Here is a 23,944-nt window from a genome sequence, read left to right as displayed (position 1 = left end):
ACATCCGGACTAATACATTCTCGGATTTCGTAGTCTTTTTTTCTTAGCAAAAGTTGTCGCTAATATAGAGATCGGTCCGTTTTTCATAACGTTAAAAACATTTTGGGTGACGGCATTAGCTGTCGTCACCCATCTGAAGCGTCGTGTGCAAATCTTTGCGAGGGAAACGTGCGAAAGCTAGGATTTGGACAATTGGATCAGTTTTTGCGCACTGGAGACGACATTCTCAACGGTGATGCCGAAATGTCGGTATAGTTCCGGCGCTGGACCGGACGCGCCAAAAGATTGCATTCCTATGAACGCGTCAGTCAAAGCGAGAAATCTATCCCACGCCATTCCTGAAGCTGCTTCGATCGCTACACGTGGGGTATTGCCAAGCACGCGGTGGCGATAGGCTTCGTCCTGCTCAAGGAAGAGTTCATGGCTCGGCATCGAAACGACTGCGGCCTTGATCCCGTCCTTCAGCAATACCTCGGCTGCGTTAACCGCTATTTCGACTTCGGAACCAGCTGCTAGTAAAGTGATGTCACGGTTCCCGGTCACATCTCTAATGACGTAACCACCCTGTTTACTCAGATTGCCTTGCACGACCTCGGTGCGTAGCAAAGGCAGGTTTTGGCGTGACAACGAAAGCACCGAGGGGCGGGCTTGGGTAAGAGCAATTTCCCATGCTTCTGCCGTCTCGATAGCGTCTGCAGGTCGAAACACAAGCAAGTTCGGGGTCGCTCTAAGCATTGTAAGGTGTTCAATCGGCTGATGGGTCGGGCCGTCTTCTCCTAGACCGATGGAATCATGCGTCAGTATATAAATTACGCGCAGTCCCATAAGTGCGGAAAGGCGGATACTCCCTCGCATATAGTCTGAGAAGACAAGGAAAGTACCACCGTAGGGTATGAAGCCGCCGTGAAGGGCGAGTCCGTTCATCAGTGCTCCCATGGCATGTTCGCGAATGCCATAGCGAATGTATCGGCCCTCGTAGCTCCCTGCCTGCACGTCACTCATACCTTTGGTCAACGTGAATACAGAATGCGTGAGATCGGCAGAACCACCTACCGTTAAATCCGTGATTTCATTGATGACGCCAAGGACGTTCTCCGACGATTTGCGCGTCGCAATTTTGGGAGCTTCTGCCTGAAGCTGGCTTCGGTATTCTGTCATTCGTTCAGCGAAATCGTCGCGGAGTTTTCCGTTGATCGCATTATCGAAGTCGAACCGTTTTGCGGAAACCGTATGTCGTTTATCCCATTTTTTTCGGGCAGCTTCACCACGTTTCGCCACGCTACGCCATTCCTCGAGAACATCTTCCGGCACACTGAAAGGTCCAGACTGCCAGCCGAGCGCGATGCGGGTAGCTGCGATTTCCTCATCACCTAGAGGAGCGCCGTGTGACTTCTCCGAGCCGGCCAGCTTCGGCGATCCAAAGCCGATAATGGATTTGCACGCGATCAAAGTTGGTTTGTCCGAACGATGGGCAACGCTTAGAGCTTCACGGATGGCGTCCTGATCATGCCCATCCACTGAAGCGACATTCCAGCCCGAAGCCGCAAAGCGCTTTAGCTGATCCGTGGAAGTAGCAAGATTAGTCGGTCCATCGATTGAAATGCCATTATCATCGAAAAAAAGGATTAGCTTAGCGAGTTTTAGATGCCCTGCAATATCAATTGCCTCTTGGCTTATTCCTTCCATAAGGCACCCGTCCCCACAGAAGGCATAGGTATAGTGATTTACCAGTTCATCACCGAAACGTGCGTTTTGCATGCGTTCGGCAAGCGCCATACCGACCGCAGTGGCGATGCCTTGACCCAACGGGCCCGTCGTGGTTTCAATGCCGAGGGCATGACCGTATTCTGGATGGCCAGCGGTTTTCGATCCCAGTTGCCGGAAAGATTGCAACTCTTGGATCGTCATATCCTCATATCCAACTAGGTAATGCAAAGCGTATAACAACATGGATCCGTGGCCGTTCGACAAAACAAAACGGTCTCTGTCAGGCCAGTGCGACTGGGAAGGATCGATATTGAGGAAATCCCGAAAAAGCACGGTCGCTACATCAGCCATCCCCATTGGCATTCCCGGATGACCGGATTGGGCTTTTTGCACAGCGTCAATCGCTAGAAAGCGCAAAGCGTTCGCCATGTCTTTCCCATTGCTTGCCGAATATGACTTGGAGACTGTTTTCAACATGATTTCGTTGCCTTGAAGGGTTGTTGTTACGCTGATCGGACGTGGATATACTCGGCAATGGTCTCAACTTCGCTTTGTGAGCCGAATACCAGCGGAGTGCGTGCATGTAGATCTTTGGGCGCAAGGTTAAGTATTCTCGTTGTTCCGTCGGTGGCAGAGCCCCCTGCCTGCTCAATACAAAAGGCGATGGGGTTAGCTTCGTAGAGTTGCCGCAAACGTCCTTCGTGGTATCCCGCCCGTTGATCGGCTGGGTAGAGAAATACTCCGCCTCTCTGCAGAATCCGATAAGCTTCGGCGACCAACGAACCCACATAACGCATGCCAAAATTTCTGCCGCGGGGACCGTCCTCTCCAGCTTCTACATCTTTGATGTAGCGCGCTATGCCGGATGACCAGTAACGGCGGTTGGAGGCGTTGACAGAATATTCTCGACTTGTCACCGGGATGTTCATTTCATTGAGCAAGAAAAAGCCTCCCTGCTCGGCAATATGAATAAACGTTCTGGTTCCCGCACCAACTGTCATAACGAGCAGCAACTGGGCTCCATAGATAAAGAAACCTGCGGCAAGCTGGTTTTTTCCTAGCTGCTGGAAAGCCTCGGCCGGTGCTTCTTTGTGGCTCGCGTGTACCGGCAAAAGCGAGAATACAGTTCCGACCGATATGTTCGTTTCAATATTGGATGAACCGTCAAGCGGGTCAATTGCCAGGGCTAGGGAACCCGCGTCGAAAACCACCGGGACGTCTTGCTCTTCAGAACCATAAACTAAAACGTGAGATGATTTCGCTGCCCTTAAAAACGCTTCGTCTGCGAACACATCCAGCGCCTTTTGTGTTTCTCCACTCGCATTTTGGCCGGAATTGTCCCCGTGCGTTGTCTTAGTTATTCGCCCGACGGAGATAGCGCGCTGGACTTCAATTGCAGCTTCGGAAAGCCGAGCGATTGTTTCAGCGACTTGCTTCAGCGATGGGTCAGCAGCGACGTCCTTCAGATAGTCTTCAAAAGAAATGAACATAATAATTGTTCCTTGCAGATTTCAGAGCGATTAATTATTCCGGTTCATGCCAAGTTCGGCCGTCGCGTTCGATCAGAGCGACGGCTCCAGAGGGCCCCCACGTTCCGGAGGCGTAACCTTGAACTCTTTGTTCGGTGTCGGTCCAAGCCTTCAGAATCGGATCAACCCACTCCCACGCTGCTTCGACTTCGTCCCGGCGCATGAAAAGCGACTGATCTCTTCGAATGACATCCATCAGCAGTCGTTCGTAAGCGTCGGGCTGACGCGCCTCGAATTCTTCGGCAAAGCTCATATCCAATGCAACTTGCCGCAACTTCATTCCGCCCGGGCCTGGATTTTTAATCATAAGCCATTGTTTGACACCCTCACCCGGTTGAAGACGAAGAACGAGGCGGTTCTGGAATATGCGACCGCTTGATCCTTCGAAAATGGACATAGGGATTGGTTTAAAAGTGATGACGATTTCAGAGCCACGTGTGGGCATCCTCTTGCCCGTTCGCAAATAGAATGGAACACCAGCCCAGCGCCAGTTGTTAACTTCGACTTTCAACGATACGAAGGTCTCTGTATCGCTTGGTCCGTTGAGATCTTCCAAGTAACCCTTCACGGCTCCATCTTCACCGGCACCGGCCCGATATTGCCCGCGTACAGTAACCTGCGAGACATTGTCCGCATTGATCGGTTTGAGCGCGCGCAGCACTTTCAGCTTTTCGTCGCGGATAGCGTCTGCCTTGAAAGCGGACGGCGGTTCGAGCGCAACGAGCGCCAGTAATTGCACCAGGTGGTTCTGGATCATGTCCCGCAACGCACCCGATGTGTCATAGTAGCCAGCTCGGCTGCCTAGACCTACGCTTTCAGCTACAGTTATTTGAACGTGGTCGATGAAAGTGGAATTCCAAACAGGATCGTAAAGCGTATTGGCAAAGCGTAGTGCCATCAAATTTTGGACGGTCTCTTTTCCAAGATAGTGATCGATCCGGAATATTTGGTCTTCGCTGAAATGTTTCGCGATCTCTGCATTTAACGTCTTGGCCGATTTCAAATCCCGACCTATCGGCTTTTCAATGACAACGCGAGTGTTACCGTTAACCAAGCTGTTCGTTTTCAGTTTCGCGGCGATTGCGCCGAAGATTGTAGGAGCCACGGCGAGATAGAACGCACGTATCCGATCGCTGCCTCCTTTGTCCAGCAAGGCCTTCAGTTCCTTCCAGCCAGTTGTGCCGGTAGCATCGACACTCATGTAGTGCAGTCGCGATAGGAAGCGTTGGATCGACTCCGCATCCATATCACCGGGTGCAACGTGCGCCTCGATAGCTTTGCGCGCAAAAATCTTGTAGTCGTCGTCCGAACGTTCAGTACGCGAAACCCCGATGATCCGTGCCCCGTTTGGAATGCTTCCATCACGGTCACGATGATACAAAGCAGGCAGCAGCTTTCGCTCTGCCAAATCGCCGCCGCCCCCGAAGATGACGTAGTCGAACAAATCGACGGTCAATTGTTGGCCTGTCATGGTCATGTCCCGTTTTAAATTGTTGGCCACTGATGGTGGTGTGTGCCTTCAACATCGAGACGGCGGAAGGTGTGAGCACCAAAGAAATCGCGCTGACCTTGAATAAGATTTGCCGAACCGCGGGCGCGTCTGTAATCGTCGAAATAAGCGAGCGAAGCCGACAGGGCTGGAACTGGTATGCCTGCCTTGGCCGCTTTAGCTACTACATTCCGCAACGATCTCTGGTCCGAGCTCACTCGCTCGGAGAACGAAGGTGCGTGCAGAAGATTAGTGACAGATGCGCCAGCTTCGTAGACCTTGGTAATATCCTGCAGAAAAATGGAACGAATTATGCAACCAGCACGCCATATACGAGCGATCTCACCCAGCGGTAGGTCCCATTCGTATTCTTTCGAAGCCGCGGTCATAATTGCATAGCCTTGGGCATAAGCGATTATTTTCGCTGTCTCCAGTGCGGCTTCCAGTTCCTCAATTCCTTCAGCATTATTGTTGAAATCAGACTCTCCCACTATGATATCCGCGTAGATGTTGCCGCTGGCTTGACGTTCCTGACGAAGGGACGAAATGCTTCGCGCTGAGACCGCTGCTTCAAGCGTTGTTGCGCCTATCCCCAATTTCTGAGCCTCGATTACAGACCAGCGCCCTGTCCCCTTTTGACCCGCTTCATCGACGATGACATCGACCAAGGGTTTACCCGTCTCTGGATCCGGCTCGGCAAGAACGGTGGCACTGACTTCAATGAGATATGATGAGAGACCGCGTGTGTTCCAGTCTTTGAATATCGCAGCCATCTCGTTCGCAGACAGGCCAAGCCCGTCCCTCATGACACTGTAAATTTCGGCGATCATTTGCATGTCCGCATATTCGATGCCGTTGTGTATCGTTTTTACGAAATGTCCGGCCCCGTCTGGTCCGAGCCACGCGACGCATGGGCTGTTGTCATACTTGGCGGAAATTGGCTCAAGCAACGGCTTGAGACGCGTCCATACTTTTTGATCTCCCCCAACCATGATGGATGGGCCATGACGTGCCCCCTGTTCCCCTCCTGATACACCCATGCCGACGAAATGAATTCCTGTTTTATCCCATCGATTGTTTCGCACGACTGTATCGTTGAAATCAGTGTTTCCCGCATCGATGACGATATCGCCTTTATCCAGCAAAGGAGCCAGCGCTTCCAACTGGTCGTCCACCGGCTTGCCGGCATTGACCATCAGCACGATAACGCGTGGGGTACGCAGCGATGCTACGAAGGCCTCCAAAGAATTTTGCGGGTGAAGGCGAGCCGACAAATCTGAGTTGTCGGAGCGTAACTTTTCTGCTTTCTCATGTGTTCGATTGTATAATGAGACATCAGAACCTTTTTCCGCAAAGTTAAGCGAAAGCATAGATCCCATCGTACCAAGACCAATCACACCAACGTCTGCAATACCCGACATTATTATTCCTCCGAATGATGAAACTACTTTGCGTATTAGTTACAATCACTTTGAGGATATGTCTCTTTAAGAGGCGTGAATTTTATAATATGAAAATAGGCGTCCCAGCGTTTCAAGTTACAAGGGCCGTGCAGGGGCTTTTCTTGCCTTACACAAAGCACCCTGCTGGCATTCGGCCCGACAGATCACGTGCGCATTCTACAACAGCACGGGCTACGTGGTTCCGGTAGGGATCACTGGCCCGCTTTCTGGGTATTGTTACACCAACTGAACACACAACTGCACCGGACATATCGCGCACTGCCGCGCCATACCCGACTGAATCCACTCGAAATTCTCCGTCGTCCATTGCAAACCCGGAGCGACGAACCAAGCGAAGTTCCTCAATTAATCCGCCAAGTGATATAATTGATTTATCAGTGAACGCGGTTAACCCGCTGTCAGCCACCACCCGTGCGAGTTCAGCCTCTGGCAACCAGGCAAGGATAGCTTTGCCCGTCGCCAAAGCATGGGCGGCGTGGAGGCTTGTCAAATCCCGGGGATCTGCCTGCGGCGTGATATGAGAAGCGAGGCGAATGTGCGTGACCAAAGCAGATCCTCGCAATACCGCAAGTTGCACGGCCTCACGCAGATCAAGATTTAGCTCCTGCAACTTGGGTCGCACGAACTCCACGAGATTGAACTCGCGAACCGATCTCTGTCCGATGGCTTTGAGCTTTGAACTGAGTAAATAGCCATTGCTTCGGCCCGCGTAAACGATATATCCGCGCTTTACCATCGTCTTTATGAGGTGGTGACAGGTGGAAAGATTTATACCAACCAGCTTGGCAATCTCGTTCAACATCAGTGGTGCATCGCTCATGGACAGAGCTTCTATAATGGAAAGCGCCCTATCGACTGATTGAATACTTTTACCATCATTCTTTGCATTGGCTTTGGACGACATCATATATTGGCTTTGTCGAAACAAGGCTTCCCGCCCGGATTCCTTCAGGATCTGCATCGGCTCCTCCTCCTCAGTCAGAGAAGCTAGGATCAGTTACTTAATGGGTCAACAGCAAAGGGTTTAAGTTGATTTTCATATTATGAAATCCACTTGCCAGCTTGAATGCACTGTAGCGGCTTCCGCGAGCTCGCCGCGCCACGGGCTGAAACAAGTTTGAGCGCAGTTTGAGCTTCTATTATAATTGACCCGGTTTTCATCCAGTGAAAACCAGTTTTCTGAAGTTGACCTTTCGACCCGCTGTTCTTGTAATCACACGAGTATCCGTCGAGACGAGAAAGTACTGGATGCAATGATGCTACCAGTCTTTACGGCATGACATGGATGGGAGAAAAACTTGGCTAACACCCTACGAGTTATGAGTACACTTGCTGTAGAGCTTGCGCTCAAACGTTCAATCCTGCCCGATTGGATGGAAGGCGGTCACAATGTCCAAGTGTTCTGGAATCCTACAAGCATATTGATCGATAAAGTTCGCGAAGGCGCGCGGAGTGACGTTCTCATCGCGATAGACGAGCCAACCAACAGCTTGGCAGCTGATGGAATTTTACGGGTAGATACCGTCCGCCCAATTGCACAAGCGGGCTTTGGCGTTGGTGTGCTGGCAGGCGGTGCGATCCCCGATATTACAACGATTGACGCGTTTAAATCTGCAGTGATCAATGCCAGATCTATCGCTTACTCTTTAACTGGAGCTAGTGGTCGGCATTTTCTCGACGTCATCGAGCAGCTGGGTATTGGTGATGAAGTCAAACGCAAAGCGATTGGTGTACCAGCTGGTTTCACAGCTCAAAAGATCATTTCCGGAGAGGCTGACATGGCCATCCAGCAAATCAGCGAGTTGATGGTAGTAGATGGCATTCACATCGCAGGACCATTCCCCGGCGAGCTACAAAAACGAACAGATTTTTCTGCCGCAGTTTTCGCTGAAGCTGCCGATGTTGATGCTGCTTTAGCGTTTATTGAATTTTTGACGAGCCCGTCGTCAGCTTTGGCGTTCTCACGTTACGGTCTCGTCTCACTTCAGTCCCCAGTTGTTGCATGAAAAAGGAGAAAGCAATGTCGCAAAAAGCGCCCCGGATCGTCCTGTTCCATGCAACTCCTGTCGCGATGGATCCAATCAATTCTGCGATGAAGCAGCTTTGGCCCGAAGCGGAAGCTGTTAATCTTCTTGATGACGGCTTGACGATTGACCGCGCTAAGGAGGGAGCCCAAATATCGGAGGAACTGATCTGTCGCTTCGTCGACTTCGGACGATATGCGCGTCGCATCGGCGCCGATGGCATCCTGATAACTTGTTCAGCGTTTGGGCCTGCTATTGATCGTATGATCGCGGAACTTCCCCTCCCCATTCTTAGGCCAAACGAAGCAATGTTTCGGGAGGCGATCGCTTCCGGAACGCGCATCGGCATGCTTGCAACGTTCGCGCCTGCTGTCCCGACAATGGAAGATGAGTTTCGTCAGTTTAGTGCCGAAATAGGTTCGGCAAGTACGCTTGAGACGATCGTCGTTCCCGAAGCTATCGATCTGCTTCGTGGCGGAGATGCGACCACGCATAACAGATTGGTTGCCGAAATGGCGCCTAAGTTCGCGGATCACGATGCAATCATGCTTGCCCATTTTTCAACTTCGCGCGCAGCTGAGGAGGTGCGGCGTGCTGTGAACAAGCCGGTTTTCGCTGCGCCTGAAGCGGCCGTAGTAAGAATGAAAACGCTGGTGGTAGGGTAAGATTATGCTTCTAGGTGTTATTGCTGACGATTTTACAGGTGCGAGCGACATCGCCAATACCTTGGCAAAAGGTGACGGAAGTTCCGGGGGGCTGTCAACCGCGCAATTTATGGGGATTCCGAGCAGAAACGTCGGACCCGATATAGAGGCCGGCGTCATTTCTCTCAAATCGCGATCGATCCCTGTTGCAGATGCCGTCGAACAGTCACTAGCAGCACTGGCTTGGCTGCAAGCGCAAGGCTGCAGTCAATTTGTGTTCAAGTATTGCTCTACCTTCGATTCGACAGCAGAAGGGAATATAGGACCCGTCGCAGAAGCCCTTGCGGACGTGCTTAATGTAAAAGGCGTCGTTGCGTGCCCTGCCTTCCCAGCGATGGGTCGCACGGTCTATCAGGGGCACCTGTTTGTGAATGACAGGTTACTCAATGAGTCTGGAATGCAGAAACATCCTTTGACACCCATGACCGACGCCGACATCCGTCGATGGCTGAGGTTACAGGCGCGGACAGAGGTGGGGCTGGTATCCGCCGCGACCGTTCGCTCAGGTCCTGCCGAAGTGTCCTCAGCGCTGCGCGCAAGTGCCGACAGAGGTGAAACCCTTGCAATAGTGGATGCAGTCAGTAATGACGACCTGGTCACCATAGGCGAAGCATGTGCTAACGTTCTGCTTCTAACGGGTGGATCCGGGATTGCGCTGGGGCTTCCCGCGAATTTCATCCGAAGTGGACACGCAACGGGGAAAGTTCGAAAATTCGCAGGACGGCAGGGGGCTGAGGCGATTTTAGCTGGGAGTTGTTCGGGGGCTACACGCGGTCAAATCGAATTTCACGCACGTGACCATCCCTCCCTTAATATCTCAATCGATGATGTTATGAACGGCGCTACCAAGTCAGCTAATTTGGTTGAGTTTATCTCCTCTAATCACGGAAGCGCCCCACTTGTCTATTCTTCGGGAACGCCTGAACAAGTTGTTGCGTCGCAACAGCGCTATGGACGTGAAAAAGTTTCTGAGCGATTGGACGCTCTATTTATGGAAACGGCGCAAAATCTTGTCGATCGCGGTTTGCGTCGACTTGTAGTCGCCGGTGGGGAGACGTCGGGAGCGGTGGCACAGGCGCTAGATTTGGGCGACTTGGAGATTGGCCCAGAAATCAGTCCTGGCGTACCAGTCCTTATCAGCCGACAGAGAGACATCGCACTTGCTTTAAAATCGGGCAATTTCGGGGAACCAACCTTCTTCACCGACGCACTCGTTGCCCTCGCAGGAGGCGACCCAAAATGAGTACTGAAGCAGAACTGCGCGAAAAATTGGTGCGGATGGGCGCACTTTTATATAACCGACAATTGGCCCATGGAAGCGCCGGCAACTTATCGGTCCGGCTGGACGATGGGTCAATCCTTGTTACACCGACGAACTCTAGTCTCGGCTTTCTCGAAGCAGACCGAATCTCCAAACTGACTCCCGGTGGCGAGTTCATCAGCGGGGATAAACCTTCGAAAGAGTATTTCTTCCACCTAGCCGTTTACGATGAACGCCCTGCCGCCAGAGCGGTGGTCCATCTTCATTCGACCTATTCAGTTGCGGTCTCGTGCCTTTGTCACGAACAGACAGACGATGTTTTACCGCCCCTTACCGCTTACCATGTGATGAGGGTCGGAAAACTTCCACTTGTTCGATATTTTCGACCTGGCGACCGCGCTTTGGCTGACGAAGTACGAGAAGTATCGAAGCAGCATCGATCCATGTTGCTTGCAAACCATGGCCCTATCGTTTCGGGAGTGTCGCTGGAAGAGGCCGTCTACGCTTATGAAGAGCTAGAAGAGACGGCGAAACTTTATTTCATCATTGGTGACCGAAAGAGTTCCCCATTACGAGCAGACGAAATTACTGAACTCAATCGCGCCTTCCCTAGTTAAACATTTCCAAAATCGAAACCCGGCGTTGCTGCGAAATTTGCGCAGACGTTCTCTAAGCAAGTTAAAGGCTTAATCTCATGGCACTCTCAACTCTACGTCAGCTTCTCGACCACGCGGCAGAGAACAATTACGGAATTCCGGCTTTCAACATTACTAATCTCGAAACTTTATTATCGGTTATGCAAGCCGCAGAACGGACAAACAGCCCAGTCATTGTTCAGGCAAGCCAAAGTGCAAGAAAATATGCCGATGACTTGCTCCTGAGCGGAATGGTCAAAGCTGCGGCCGAAAGATTTCCTAACGTACCCCTCTGCTTTCACCAAGATCATGGGTCGAGCCCTGATATTTGCCAAAGCGCGATTGATCTCGGCTTTACGAGCGTAATGATGGATGGGTCATTGGAAGCGGATGGGAAAACACCTGCAAGTTATGAGTACAACGTGGAAGTCACAGCAAAAACTGTTGAATTGGCCCATGCCCGCGGAGTTTCGGTTGAAGGTGAGATCGGCGTATTGGGTTCACTAGAAACGGGTAGTGGTGAGCAGGAGGATGGGCATGGCTTTTTGGGTACGCTCGAACGAGAGGCTTTGCTGACGGATCCACAACAGGCTGCAGATTTTGTGGAAGCCACTGGGGTAGACGCTTTAGCGGTGGCGATTGGTACGTCCCACGGCGCATACAAATTCTCGCGCAAACCCACTGGCGATCTCCTAGCCATGGATGTTATTGCAGCCATACACGCAAAGTTGCCAAACACCCACCTTGTAATGCATGGCGCATCTACTGTTCCCGAAGAACTGCAGGAGCTCATTAACGCGAATGGTGGCAGTATAACTAAAACGTACGGTGTTCCCTTAGACGAGCTCGAAAAAAGCATTAGAATGGGAGTTCGTAAGATCAACATCGACACTGATTTACGTATGGCGCTCACTGGATCTGCGCGGGAGTATCTGCAGGAGAACGTGAGTTCCTTTGACATTCGTGGAATGATGAAATCGGCGATACGCCGGATGGAATCTCTTTGTATGGAACGGCTGGAACGATTTGGATCAGCAGGTCAAGGCTCGCGGATTAAAGTTCGCCCTTTGGAGGCCATGGCTCGGTTTTATAAATGATTTTTCCTAACAGTGAGCTGTTTTGTACCTTCGACTATCTAAAAAGAGCTCACAGAACAGCCGTTACTTTACCAGATGAAGGCGGACAGCTTGAGATCGAGCGGTTGCAGCGTGAGATTGTCCGCTGATAAACTCGCCGAAGATGTTGCGTTGAACCCACCGCAGCCTAATTTGCAAGGGACACGATATGACGTTTGCGTTCATTGCGAAGCACCGTTCGATTTGGCTGGTGGCATCGCTCTGCGAAGCGCTGGGGTTTCCCGTTCCAGCTTCCATGCCTGGCTCAACCGCTCGCCGAGCGACCATTCCCGCTACGACGAGATTCTGCTGGACAAGGTGGGGCAGAGTTTCAAGTCCAGCGACAAAACCTGTGGCGCCCGGCGTGTCTGGCACGATGTCGTACCATTGCCAATCGATCGCTAACTTTCATGGTCTATCGGAGACAGCATTCCGAAAACTTATCCGTTTGCCACCGTCTACCGCCGTTTCTAATACCCCTCATTCCCACTCGATTGTTTAAACAACATATAACCAATTGAAATTGCTCGTAAATTTTTTATGGCGGCGAGAATATTCCGACACTGAGGCCGTCGAAAAGTTACGCTTTTGATTTTAAAGGGAAAATCGCCGAAAAAATATTTTTGAGGTTTCGCCGACTATCGGAGTCAATCGGTTGATTTTTGGACCTCAGCACGCCCAGCGTCGCAACGGGCTGTGCCTCGAAAAGTACCGTCAGCGAACCATATCACGCATCGTGGGCGTATGCCATCCTATGGCGCGACCGGCTCTATGCGAACCATCCAGGCTGGCCTTGAGGCACAGCGTTGCTGGTTGAAAATGATCATGCCAACTGGATCATCGGCAAAGACCAATACAGGCGCGGCTCAGGATACGGGAGAGCAATTGGCCAAAGGGGTGGCAAGTTCTAGCCGAGAACTACATGGCGTTGAAGTCGGGCGTTAGAACGATGCGCCATCCGGATCGACGACATCCGGGTCATCCTGTGCCGTCTTCCCCTTAGCCTTTTGTCTGCGCAGTGTGGTCGCAAAAGACCGCCCGCGACGGGGTTGGCGGGCGGCGGTCAACGCCAGCCCAAGATCATCCTTGCGGATATCGATCAGGTCCGCCAACCGATCCACTATACCAAGCACAACCAGGATATCCGCGAGCGTGCCGATCCCGACACCGAGATCTCCCTTTTCCAAACGCGCTACGGTGCTCGGCGACGTGCCCGCGCGCACTGCCAGATCAGCCACGGTGATGCCGCGCCGCAAGCGAGCGCCGCGGACATCGCGTCCAAGCCTTTCGACGGCGGTCCTTGATTTCGGCGATCCCATGACAATCAACCATATATGGTAAGTTTGAAGCGTTAACGTGTCATATATGATGATCTTTTATGCTCAGCAAGCGTTGGATGTCGAGCCTTGCCAGTGCTTAACCGATCGCGCCAGCCTCCCCGACAAGGCGTCTACGAAGCCGGCGAATTCCGGACTAGATCCGTGTAGATCAGACTAAACCAGCTTTACTAAAGCTTGCATCGGTGAAATAGTTCACGCTGTTCGCGTCGAGCGGAGAAAGGGTGCGCCTCATGTCCGATCGCTGGATGTCCGTCGAAGAGATCGCCGGCTATCTGGGAGTCAGCAAAGACACGGTTTACGGATGGATAACCAAGAGAGATATGCCGGCTCATAAGGTCGGAAGGCTTTGGAAGTTCAAGTCGGATGAGGTTGATTCATGGGTAAGGGCTGGCAAAGCTTCCGAAGAGGGTAATGAGCATACGGTGAGCAATCCACAGAGCAGCAAAGGGCCCGCAAAGAGGGGTAAGAAATGAGCGATATCGCCTGCATTGATCTGTTCTGCGGCGCGGGCGGCTTGACGCATGGCCTCATCCGGGCAGGTGTCCCAGTTGTTGCAGGCATTGATGTCGATACGGCATGCCGCTACCCATTCGAGACCAACAATGGCGCGCTCTTTCTTACCAAAGATATCAAAAGCGTAAAGCCAGCGGAGTTGAACAAGCTGTACGGCGACGCGAAGATTCGGATCCTGGCAGGGTGCGCTCCATGTCAGCCGTTCTCCACGTACTCCCAGCGCTATGACACGCTCACCAGCCCGCGCTGGCCCCTCCTGTATCAGTTCGCGCGCCTCGTCAAATCCGTTCGCCCGGACATCGTGACCATGGAGAACGTACCCCTAGTCGAGAAACATGCCGTCTTCGACGACTTCGTCGCCACCCTTGAGCGACTGGGTTATAAAGTCTGGAAGAACGTCGTCGATTGCACCCAATATGGGTTGCCTCAGACCAGACGGCGTATGGTCATTTTGGCGAGCTTGATCGGCCCGATCGAGTTGATCTCGCCGACCCATAAAAAGCCGCGAACCGTCAAAGACATGATCGGGAAGCTGCCCGCCATCGGGGCAGGAAGCTTCCACGGCGATGACACCTTCCATGTCTCTTCCAGACTTTCAGATTTGAACCTGGAGCGCATTCGCGCTTCCCGCCCTGGCGGGACTTGGCGCGATTGGCCCGAGCGCCTGGTCGCCGAATGCCATAAACGAGAAACCGGACGCACTTATCCGGGCGTCTATGGAAGGATGACCTGGGAAGACCCGTCTCCGACGATCACCACACAATTCTATGGTTTCGGCAATGGCCGCTTCGGTCATCCCGATCAGGACCGAGCGATCTCGTTACGAGAGGGAGCCATTCTGCAAGGGTTTCCGAAGAAATACGCCTTCGTGGGGGATGGTGGCTCAACCCATTTCAAGACGTTAGGCCGGATGATCGGCAACGCCGTGCCCGTCGCCCTCGGCGAGGCGATTGGGCGAAGCATCGTGTCTCACCTCGGCATTGCAGCGCAGTCGGAGCAACTGAAGAAGGGAGGCGCCGCGGATGTCGCGCGTAAGCCCCTCGTCGCATGAGGCGAGCCTCCGCATGGCTCGGGTGCGGCAGAAGGGTACCGATGCCGAACTCTTTCTGCGCAGGGAACTGCACGCTAGAGGGTTGCGCTATCGTCTGCATGTCCCCCTGCTGACCAAGCCGCGCCGCGTCGCTGACATCGTGTTTCCCCGTGCCAAAGTCGCCGTCTTTGTCGACGGTTGCTTCTGGCACGGTTGCCCGCAACACGCCTCATGGCCAAAAAGCAACGCGCAATTTTGGCGTGATAAAATCGAAGCAAATCGCGCGCGAGACGCTGATACCGACCAGCGCCTCAGTGACTTGGGCTGGCGTGTCATCCGCGTCTGGGCGCATGAGCGCGCCGGCGAAGCAGCCGAACGCATCGGAAACGTTGTTCGAGGCGGGAGCGAGCTTCAATGATCGGTAGAGATGCGAGCAGTGCGGCAACTCAGATCGCCCATCATACCGTTCCCGAGTGCGGTCAGTTGGTCGAAGCTCGTCGACGGCAATGGATCGTGTCGGAGGTCGACGGTGGCTCGACAGCGCCCGGCCTACCGCAAAACCACCTCATCCGTTTGACGTCGATCGACGAAGACGCCCTCGGCGAGGAAATCGAAGTCCTTTGGGAGTTGGAGCCCGGTGCTCACGTCATAGAGCGAGCAGGTCTGCCGCGCATCACCGGCTTGGATGATCCAGCCGCCCTACAAGCGTTTCTTGATGCAGTCCGATGGGGAGCCGCCACCAACGCGGACAGGGCCTATCTCCAGGCGCCTTTTCGCAGCGGCGTCAGCATTGAAGACTTCCAGCTCGACCCATTGGTTCGAGCTATCGATATGGCCCGCATCAGCCTGCTCATCGCGGATGACGTCGGCCTCGGAAAGACGATCGAAGCCGGCTTGGTGATCCAGGAAATGCTCCTGCGCCATCGTGCCCGCACGGTGTTGGTGTTGTGTCCAGCGTCCCTACAGGAGAAGTGGCGCACGGAGATGCAGGAGAAATTCGGCCTCGATTTCCGCATCGTCGATACCGAGTTCGTCAAGCGCTTGCGCCGTGAACGTGGCTTGCACGCCAATCCGTGGACCTCTTTTCCTCTCCTCATTACGTCGATGGATTGGGTGAAGCAGGGCGAAGGGCTGCGCCTGTTCCGAGATGCGCTGCCACCCACTGTCAATCATCCTCGAAAATTCGATCTGCTGGTCATCGACGAAGCGCACAACGTAGCGCCCACGGTTGGACACTACGCGGTCGAAAGCCTCCGAACCAGGCTGGTGCGACTGCTCGCTCCGCATTTTCAGCACAAACTGTTTCTCACCGCCACGCCCCATGACGGCTACACCGAGTCGTTCACCGCTCTGCTCGAACTGCTCGATGACCAACGCTTCGCCCGAAACGTTCTGCCGAGTGAGGCCCAGCGTGCTCGGGTTATGGTACGGCGGCTGAAGAGCGACCTGGTGGATGCGAACGGCAAGCGGCTTTACCCGGTGCGGCGTCTCGAAGGTCTCCCCATCAAATATGAAATTGACGAAAGGCATATCCGGCATCTTCTCGGCGATTACATATCGTCGCGAGAGAGTGGCGAGGGCAGCGCACGAGCTGTCGATCGGTTCGTCCACCAATTGCTTCGCAAGCGCCTCGCGTCGTCGCCCGCCGCATTCGCAGCGACGCTGGAAAAACACATAGCGACGACCGAAGGCCGTTCGTCGGCCGACCAGACCCGGCGCAAGCTGGACGATCGCATCCTTCGCCGCGCCATATCGAAGACTGAGGAAGACTATGCCGACGACGCATTGCGCGAGGCGGCGGAATACGACGCGCTCAGTGAAGCCGGCAAACACATCCGGCCGCCCAGTGAGCAAGAGCGGCGGATGCTGGAACGCCTGCGCTCTTGGGCGCAGCAAGCATCACGCAAGGCGGATTCCAAGGCGCACGCGATATTGAAATGGCTGACCGAGCACCTCCAGGAGGGCGGTAAATGGACGAATGAGCGGGTCATCTTATTCACCGAATACCGGACAACGCAGCAGTGGATGCAAGAGACGCTCGTGTCGCACGGCTTCGGTGGCGACCAGCTGGCGCTCATCTATGGTGGCATGGATCACGACGAACGTGAGGCTGTGAAGGCGGCGTTCCAGGCCAGCCCTTCGGAATCGCCGGTCAGAATCCTGTTGGCGACCGACGCGGCATCCGAAGGCATCGACCTTCAGAACCACTGCCACCTGATGATCCATCTGGAAATTCCGTATAATCCCAATGTGATGGAGCAGCGGAACGGGCGCATCGACCGTCACGGCCAACGCTCCAGCGAGGTGGTGATCTGGCATCCGATCGATGACGAAGGCGATCACGGACAGGACATCCTGCGAGCGCTTCGGAAACTCGAAGCCATGCGGGCCGACATGGGGAGCGTCAATCCGGTCATCGCCCCGCAGCTCCCGGACCTCATCGAGGGGCGCCGGCGCGACCTGGATACCCGGCTGGCCGAAGCCCGCATGGAAAAATCGCGGCGCTTCGTCAGGGCCGAGCGCGATCTCCGGGATCGGGTCGCAAAGCTGCACGAACGCCTCGCAGAGACCAAGCGCGAGCAAAATCTCACGCCCGATCACATCGAACGGGCGGTGAGAGCGGCTCTGCGTCTTTCGGACAAACCGGACCTCGGGGCCGCGTCTCTGCCCGGTGCTCCAGACGGGGCCGTTTTCACCATGCCCGCGCTGTCCGGTTCATGGACGCGGTGCCTGGAGGGGCTGGAGCATCCCTACACCAAGAAGGTCCGCCCCATCACGTTCGATCACGACGTGGCAAAGGGGCGCGATGACGTCGTGCTGGTGCATCTCAATCATCCCCTCGTCCAGATGAGCCTGCGCCTGTTGCGCGCCGAAATCTGGGCGCGGGACGACGTGAAGAAGATCCACCGCGTCTCCGCCCGTTCCTTACCCGATGGTCAGCTCGAAGGCCCCGCCGTCATCGTAGTTTCTCGACTGGTCATCACTGGTGGTAGCCATCACCGACTGCACGAGGAACTCACCGAGGCCGGCGGTTATCTGCGTGATGCTGGCTTTCGCCGCGAAGACCGCGTGACGGAGGTACGCCGATGGCTTGAGGATTCCGCTCCGGCCGTCCTGCCCGATACGACCTTCGCAGCGCTGCGCACCCGCTTCGACAAACAGCGCGACTCGGTGTTGGGAGCGGTCGATGCGCGCTCAAAGGACCGCCTGCGCTTCCTGTCCAATTCGATCGACACGCGTAAAGAACGGGAGAGCGACGACATCCGGCAGGTCCTCGACGATCTCGACAAGGCCCTGCGGGCCGAACTCGTCGCCGACCGAGAGCCGCAACAGCTCTCGCTCTTCTCCGAGGACGAGCGCACTCAGCTCCGAAGGGATCATGCCGCCCTCGAAGCGCGGCTCGCCCGCATTCCGCTGGAACGGGAGCAAGAGGTGCGTGCCATCGAGAACAGGTATTCCAATGTCCGGGATCACACCTTTCCTGTCGCTGTCATCCTGCTCGTGCCCCAGTCCTTGACGAAGGGGAAGCCTTAATGAGCGCCAACCAAGAATGGCTCAACCTCATCGAGGTCTCGGGACCGTTCCTTGCAGTGCCCGTGCTGCGGGAGGTGCTTCCCCAAGGATTGGAAGCCCTGACCTCCGGCCGCCCGCAGCGGCTGCGCGCGGCCTATGACGAATGGCGTGATGCCGTCGATGCGGACGATGTCGACCTACCCGCTATTCACACGGCCTGGATCGACGAGGTTCTCCAGACCGCTTTGGAGGTGGACGATCAAGTTTTGCGTCGGGCAGCTACTTTGCCGACGTCGCTGACGATATCGCTGCCCGAGCACGGCGCCACGATCACGCCCGACTTAGCGATCGTTAATCCGACCCAGGGCGACGACGCCCTATTGCTCGTCCAGACCTACGATCCCGACACCGATCTCGACACCACCCGGAACTACGGCGGGCTGGTCACCACACCGGGCGACCGCATGGTGGCGCTGCTCCGCGCCGTCGGATGCCCGGTCGGTCTCATTACCAACGGCGAACGCTGGATGCTGCTTCACGCACCAGCCGGCACGGTCACGAGTTTCGCCAGTTGGTATGCCCGTCTTTGGGGCCAGGAGCCTGAAACGCTCCGCGCTTTCGTCAGCCTGCTCGGGGTTCGTCGCTTTTTCGGGCCCGAAGCTGAAAGGCTGCCGGTGCTGTTCGAGCGGTCGCTTAAGCATCAGGATGACGTCACCGAGGCGCTCGGCGAACAGGTCCGTCGCGCCGTGGAAGTGCTGATCCAATCCCTCGACCGCGCTGACCAGGATCGCAACAGGGATCTGTTGCACGACGTCGATCCGAAGGAACTCTACGAGGCCGGCCTCACAGTCATGATGCGGCTGGTGTTCCTGCTGGCAGCGGAAGAGCGCGGCCTGCTCCTGCTCGGCGATCCCCGCTACGACGCCTTCTATGCGCTCTCCAGCCTGCGTATGCAGTTGCGCGCCGATACCGAGGAGATACTCGAGCGCCGCCGCTCGGCATGGTCGCGGCTGCTCGCCCTGTTCCGTGGAGTCTATGGCGGCATCGACCATCCGCTGCTGCGGCTGCCGGCGATGGGTGGCTCGCTCTTCGACCCGGATCGCTATCCCTTCCTCGAAGGCCGCAAAAGGGGCACGAACTGGCGGAGCGATCCCGCCGAACCCCTGCCGATAGACGACCGCACGGTCCTACTTCTGCTGGAGGCTATCCAGACCTTCGAGGGGCGCACGCTGTCCTATCGTGCGCTCGACGTGGAGCAGATCGGTCACGTTTATGAGGGTCTCCTCGAACGCATGGTCCAGCGGGTCGATGACGTGACGCTCGAACTCGAAGGATCGGCCAAGGCCAAGAATGCCCGCGTCTCGCTCGGCGAACTAGAGTCCGCGCACCTCGACGGCGCCGCTAAGGTCGTCGACCTTCTTAAGGAACGGAGCGAGCGTTCCGAGTCCGCCATCGGCAACGCCATCGGCCGAGAACCGGACGAGCGCGTGACGGCGCGGCTGCTCATCGTCTGCCGTGGCGACGTGGCCTTGCGTGATCGCATCCTGCGCTATGCCGAGCTCCTACGGATGGACCCGTGGGGATACCCTCTGGTCCATCACGCCGGCGCTTTCGTCGTCGTCCTCGGCGCCGACCGGCGCGAGAGTGGAACGCACTACACGCCCAAAAGCCTAACCGAGAAAATTGTCGAGGAGACGCTGGTCCCGATCGTCTACGGCGGTCCAGCCGAAGGAGCCGCACGCGAGGATTGGAAGCTCAAGAGCGCCCAAGACCTCCTCGACCTCAAGGTCTGCGATCCTGCGATGGGATCGGGCGCGTTCCTCGTGCAAGCTTGCCGCTGGCTCGCCGACCGGCTGGTGGAAGCCTGGTCCGATATGGAAGCGGCGGGCAGCCAGATCGACGCTGAAGGTATCATCCGCGCCGCTGATGACCCGGCCGGGTTCGAGCCGCTGTCGCGTGCTACCGAAGAGCGCGCCATCCTCGCGCGCCGTCTGATCGCCGAGCGTTGCCTCTACGGCGTAGACAAGAACCCGCTCGCTGTTGAACTCGCCAAGCTGTCGCTCTGGCTGACCACGCTCGCTAAGGGGCGGCCTTTCGGCTTCCTTGATCACAACCTGCGGAGCGGCGACAGCCTTCTCGGCATCCACGATCTCGACCAACTCATCAACCTAGACATGAAGACGAAGGGCAACGCGCAGCTTCGCCTTTTCGGCCGGACCATCCGGTCGGCCGTCGATAAGGCGCTCGTGCTCCGCGGCCAGCTCCGCTCAATACCCATTCGCGACATCCGCGATGTCGAGGCGATGGTCGCGCTCGACGCTCAATCGCGCAACGAATTGGCTTTACCAGAGCTGATCGCTGATGCCCACGTTGGCATCGCCCTCGCCAATGACCGGGCCGTGAGAACTACGGCGCTGGCGACCATGGCCGATGAGGCCGCAGGCGGTGATGCGAGTGCACGGGCTCGCCTGTTGCTGCAGGCAAAGATCGATCTCGTGAATGATTCTCCAGACGGGGCTGTACGGCGCCCTTTTCACTGGCCGCTCGAATTCCCGGAAGTATTTCTACGGGAGCGCGGTGGTTTTGATGCCTTCATCGGTAATCCGCCGTTCCTCGGCGGGAAAAGGATCACCGGCGTAGCTGGCACCGTATATCGAAATTGGCTGATGGAGCATATTGCCGAGAGGCGCAGTGGGTCGGCTGACCTAGTGGCATACTTTTTCTTGCGTGCTTATTCACTGTTACGTGTCGGAGGCGGTTTCGGGCTGCTTGCAGTCAACACCATTGCAGAAGGTGATACGAGACAAGTTGGTTTAGAGGCTATGGTCAGTGGTGGCGCGGTAATCTATGCCGCCTATCCTAATGAACCTTGGCCCGGAAAGGCCGCAGTCGTCACCAGTCGCGTCCATGTCCACAAGGGTGAGTGGCGCGGCGTGTGCTCGTTGCGCGGATGTCCCACTGCATTTGTGTCAGCCTATCTTTCCGACCGGAAGGAATGGAGTCCGAAGGGACTTAAGGCCTCGGAAAGTATTGCTTTTATCGGTTCCTATGTGCTTGGAAAGGGCTTCGTGCTCTCATCGGAAGTCGCGCAGCAAATGCTGGATTCCGACCCGAAAAACGCCGATGTCATTCTTCCCTATCTTGACGGAGACGATCTCAAATCAGTTCCAGAGCAGCGGCCCACTCGCTGGGTAATCAGTTTCTGGGACTGGTCGGAGGAGCGCGCGCAAGAATATGAATTGCCGTGGCAATGGATCGAAGATCGAGTCAGACCGGAACGTCAACGCGTCAATCAGCAAGGTGAGTTCGTTCTTCGAAAACCGCTGCCCCAGCGATGGTGGCAGTTCGGTGACAAGCGTCCTGGTCTCTATCATGCGATCGGCCGCGGTCACCATTTTGGACAACATCCAGCGGGTTGGAATCCACTGGCAAAGCCGCTCGAACTCGTCTTTGTAGCTGGCCGCGTCGGTAAATATTTCAATCCATCAGTGGTACCAAACGACGTTATTTTCCATGAAAAGTGCGTAGTCTTCGCCGCGGCAGAACCATACGCGCACGCGGCAATCTTCAATTCATCCCCAGTGGATGCTTGGGTTTGGAAACAGTCTTCCCGGATGAAGCTTGACCTAAATTTCTCACCGTCCGACGCGGTCGAGACCTTTCCTTTCTTGGAGCCCTCCGAAATCATTCGTTTCGAAGGACTCGGCCGTGAATACCTCCAATCGCGTCACGAACTGATGACCGATCCGGCCAAACCCATCGGTCTCACAAAGCTCTATAACCGCTTCCATGACGCAGCCGACACCGATTGCGTCATAGAGCGTCTTCGTGAGCAGCACCGCGAAATCGACGCAGCAGTCATGCGTGCCTACGGATGGGACGATATAGATCTCGGGCATGGTTATCACGAACAGCCAAATCTCGCTGAGAATGATCGCGTAAGGTTCACTATCTCCGATGCCGCCCGCGCAGAGGTGCTATATCGCTTCGCAGATATGAACCGTAACCAATATCAAAAAGAAATCGAAGCGGGACTTCACAAGACAAACACAAACCAAAAGTCCGGCAAGAAACGACTCAGCAATGACGTTGGTGATCTCTTTAATGCCGACATCACCGAGATGGAGATGATTGATGATTGATCGCACCTATATGGCGGTTGATCTCAACGTGCTCCCTTTTTTCAAGGAGAGGGCTTGCCGATGACGAAACCCACCACCGATCAGGCGGAGGCAAGCCCAACCAAACGGTTCTTCGTGTCCATGCTGACGCGCGACATCAACCTCGCCGACGCGATCCTCGACCTTCTGGACAATTGTCTCGACGGCGCGCTTCGGCTCGCGAACGGCGGTAACGTCGATTACTCGCAGCACTTTGTGAAAATCAAACTCGCCGCCGATCACTTCTCGATCGAAGACAATTGCGGCGGCATCCCGCGTGAGGTCGCCAAGAACTACGCCTTCAAGATGGGCCGCGAGCCCGACGATGACCGGGACTCCGAATCCGAAACCATTGGCATGTACGGCGTCGGGATGAAGCGCGCGATCTTCAAAATGGGGCGTGAGGCGCTGGTGCGAACCCGTCATGGGGACGATACGTTCGAGGTGCCGATCACGTCGGCTTGGCTCGAAGCCAAAGGTTGGGACCCACTCCCGATCAACGAGCCGACGGAAGCGAGCGAGGAGCTCGCGGAGCCCGGGACTGTCATTCGAGTCGACGAATTATACGAGGGCGTCGCAAGGCATTTCGCCAACGAGGCATTTGAGAACGAAGTCCGCACGGCCATCTCCGAACATTTCACGATGTTCCTCCAATGGGGATTGAAAGTCGATCTCAATGGTACGCCGGTGGAGCCCGTTTTTGTCGAAGTTCTGGTTTCCAACCGTGCCGATGGACCGGCGCCGTTCGTCTTCCAAAAGACCATCGACGATGTGCTGGTTTCGATTACCGTCGGCCTCAACACGGGCCGTAGCCTCGGCAACGATGACGAGGACGAACCGGGCTTCGAGCGCGACCGCTCGTCAGCAACTGCGGGCTGGACGGTCCTCTGTAACGATCGCGCGGTGATCGTCGGCGACAAGAGCCGACTGACGGGCTGGGGTGATGGCATTCCACTATATCACCCGCAGTTTGCGATCATTACCGGCATCATCGAGTTCCGATCCAAGCTTGCTGACAAACTCCCGGTCACGACAACGAAGCGCGCGCTCGACACATCATCGAATGTTTGGCTCGAGTCCTTGGTCAAGATGAAGGAAGGTATGCGGATTTGGATCTCGTATACCAACCAGTGGAAGAACCATCCCCGCGTTGACCAGTCGAATTACTGGGAGGACTCAAGGCCTTTGTCTTTGGGCAAGACGATCGCCGCAATCGCTTTGCGTAGCGATGTCAAAAAGAGTGACAGTCAGATCGAATTCAACCCGCAGAAGGCGAAGGTTCTGCCCGAACCGCCTGGAAAGACGCCGTCATCAAGGCGCGTCGTGTTCTCGCGGCCCATGGAAGAATTGCGTCTCGTTTCAAAAATGCTGTTCGACGTCGATGACGAGAAGCCGGGGATCGTCGGCGAGAAATGTTTTGAGCTGACACTGGCCAAAGCCAAGAAACAGGAAGCTTGAGAC

Annotated in this window: 17 protein-coding genes and 1 pseudogene; 12 read left to right on the top strand and 6 right to left on the bottom strand. The window is 55.4% G+C overall.

Annotated features, from left to right (window positions below):
* Positions 1 to 177: 177 nt before the first annotated feature.
* From tkt to ABKW30_RS20485, 5 genes are all read right to left on the bottom strand, one after another.
* The gene (tkt, locus tag ABKW30_RS20505; RefSeq protein ID WP_348600766.1) at positions 178 to 2,184 is read right to left on the bottom strand and encodes a transketolase; all 2,007 of its coding nucleotides are present in this window, start codon (positions 2,182 to 2,184) and stop codon (positions 178 to 180) included.
* Between the two features lie 26 nt (positions 2,185 to 2,210).
* A complete protein-coding gene (locus ABKW30_RS20500; RefSeq protein WP_348600765.1) occupies positions 2,211 to 3,197 on the bottom strand; it encodes a class 1 fructose-bisphosphatase in 987 nt (328 codons plus the stop codon).
* A gap of 34 nt (positions 3,198 to 3,231) precedes the next feature.
* Positions 3,232 to 4,707, bottom strand: coding sequence for a glucose-6-phosphate dehydrogenase (gene zwf, locus ABKW30_RS20495; RefSeq protein WP_348600764.1), 1,476 nt, complete (start codon positions 4,705 to 4,707; stop codon positions 3,232 to 3,234).
* Between the two features lie 14 nt (positions 4,708 to 4,721).
* Complete coding sequence (gndA, locus tag ABKW30_RS20490; protein ID WP_348600763.1) at positions 4,722 to 6,146, bottom strand: NADP-dependent phosphogluconate dehydrogenase; 1,425 nt, start codon at positions 6,144 to 6,146, stop codon at positions 4,722 to 4,724.
* Between the two features lie 148 nt (positions 6,147 to 6,294).
* A complete protein-coding gene (locus ABKW30_RS20485; RefSeq protein ID WP_348600762.1) occupies positions 6,295 to 7,149 on the bottom strand; it encodes an IclR family transcriptional regulator in 855 nt (284 codons plus the stop codon).
* A 337-nt stretch (positions 7,150 to 7,486) separates the two neighbouring features.
* On the opposite strand from ABKW30_RS20485, the gene ABKW30_RS20480 reads away from it, so the two are divergent.
* The 6 genes and pseudogenes from ABKW30_RS20480 to ABKW30_RS20455 form a co-directional block, all read left to right on the top strand.
* The gene (locus ABKW30_RS20480; RefSeq protein ID WP_348600761.1) at positions 7,487 to 8,194 is read left to right on the top strand and encodes a substrate-binding domain-containing protein; all 708 of its coding nucleotides are present in this window, start codon (positions 7,487 to 7,489) and stop codon (positions 8,192 to 8,194) included.
* A 14-nt stretch (positions 8,195 to 8,208) separates the two neighbouring features.
* Positions 8,209 to 8,877 carry an aspartate/glutamate racemase family protein gene (locus ABKW30_RS20475; RefSeq protein WP_348600760.1) on the top strand — a complete coding sequence of 223 codons (669 nt, stop codon included), beginning with the start codon at positions 8,209 to 8,211 and terminating at the stop codon, positions 8,875 to 8,877.
* A 4-nt stretch (positions 8,878 to 8,881) separates the two neighbouring features.
* Positions 8,882 to 10,159 (top strand): 3-oxo-tetronate kinase, encoded by a 1,278-nt coding sequence (gene otnK / locus ABKW30_RS20470; protein WP_348600759.1) that lies wholly within the window; start codon positions 8,882 to 8,884, stop codon positions 10,157 to 10,159.
* Positions 10,156 to 10,794, top strand: coding sequence for a 3-oxo-tetronate 4-phosphate decarboxylase (gene otnC, locus ABKW30_RS20465; RefSeq protein WP_348600758.1), 639 nt, complete (start codon positions 10,156 to 10,158; stop codon positions 10,792 to 10,794). The genes otnK and otnC overlap by 4 nt, the downstream gene beginning before the upstream one ends.
* A 77-nt stretch (positions 10,795 to 10,871) precedes the next feature.
* Positions 10,872 to 11,909, top strand: coding sequence for a class II fructose-bisphosphate aldolase (gene fba, locus ABKW30_RS20460; RefSeq protein ID WP_348600757.1), 1,038 nt, complete (start codon positions 10,872 to 10,874; stop codon positions 11,907 to 11,909).
* Positions 11,910 to 11,995: 86 nt separating this feature from the next.
* Positions 11,996 to 12,308 (top strand): annotated as a pseudogene (locus ABKW30_RS20455) (IS3 family transposase); the annotation flags it as partial.
* A 560-nt stretch (positions 12,309 to 12,868) separates the two neighbouring features.
* On the opposite strand, the gene ABKW30_RS20450 reads toward ABKW30_RS20455, so the two are convergent.
* Positions 12,869 to 13,246, bottom strand: coding sequence for a helix-turn-helix transcriptional regulator (locus ABKW30_RS20450; RefSeq protein WP_348600756.1), 378 nt, complete (start codon positions 13,244 to 13,246; stop codon positions 12,869 to 12,871).
* 251 nt (positions 13,247 to 13,497) lie between these two features.
* On the opposite strand from ABKW30_RS20450, the gene ABKW30_RS20445 reads away from it, so the two are divergent.
* Genes ABKW30_RS20445 through ABKW30_RS20420 form a run of 6 tightly spaced genes read left to right on the top strand, consistent with a single transcriptional unit; the run spans position 13,498 to position 23,941 of the window.
* The gene (locus ABKW30_RS20445) at positions 13,498 to 13,740 is read left to right on the top strand and encodes a helix-turn-helix domain-containing protein (protein ID WP_192117520.1); all 243 of its coding nucleotides are present in this window, start codon (positions 13,498 to 13,500) and stop codon (positions 13,738 to 13,740) included.
* A complete protein-coding gene (locus ABKW30_RS20440) occupies positions 13,737 to 14,831 on the top strand; it encodes a DNA cytosine methyltransferase (RefSeq protein ID WP_192117519.1) in 1,095 nt (364 codons plus the stop codon). The genes ABKW30_RS20445 and ABKW30_RS20440 overlap by 4 nt, the downstream gene beginning before the upstream one ends.
* The gene (locus ABKW30_RS20435; RefSeq protein WP_348600754.1) at positions 14,803 to 15,228 is read left to right on the top strand and encodes a very short patch repair endonuclease; all 426 of its coding nucleotides are present in this window, start codon (positions 14,803 to 14,805) and stop codon (positions 15,226 to 15,228) included. Before ABKW30_RS20440 ends, ABKW30_RS20435 begins: the two co-directional genes overlap by 29 nt.
* Complete coding sequence (gene drmD / locus ABKW30_RS20430; protein ID WP_348600753.1) at positions 15,225 to 18,344, top strand: DISARM system SNF2-like helicase DrmD; 3,120 nt, start codon at positions 15,225 to 15,227, stop codon at positions 18,342 to 18,344. Before ABKW30_RS20435 ends, drmD begins: the two co-directional genes overlap by 4 nt.
* Positions 18,344 to 22,465: a hypothetical protein gene (locus ABKW30_RS20425; RefSeq protein ID WP_348600752.1), complete on the top strand. Its 4,122-nt coding sequence runs from the start codon at positions 18,344 to 18,346 to the stop codon at positions 22,463 to 22,465. The genes drmD and ABKW30_RS20425 overlap by 1 nt, the downstream gene beginning before the upstream one ends.
* Before the next feature lie 60 nt (positions 22,466 to 22,525).
* Positions 22,526 to 23,941 (top strand): ATP-binding protein, encoded by a 1,416-nt coding sequence (locus ABKW30_RS20420; protein ID WP_070151268.1) that lies wholly within the window; start codon positions 22,526 to 22,528, stop codon positions 23,939 to 23,941.
* Positions 23,942 to 23,944: the final 3 nt, after the last annotated feature.

The organism is Phyllobacterium sp. SB3 (assembly GCF_040009165.1).
Taxonomy (GTDB): Bacteria; Pseudomonadota; Alphaproteobacteria; order Rhizobiales; family Rhizobiaceae; genus Phyllobacterium.
Note: the sequence above shows the minus strand (reverse complement) of the source record. Positions and strands in the feature narration are given on the sequence as shown.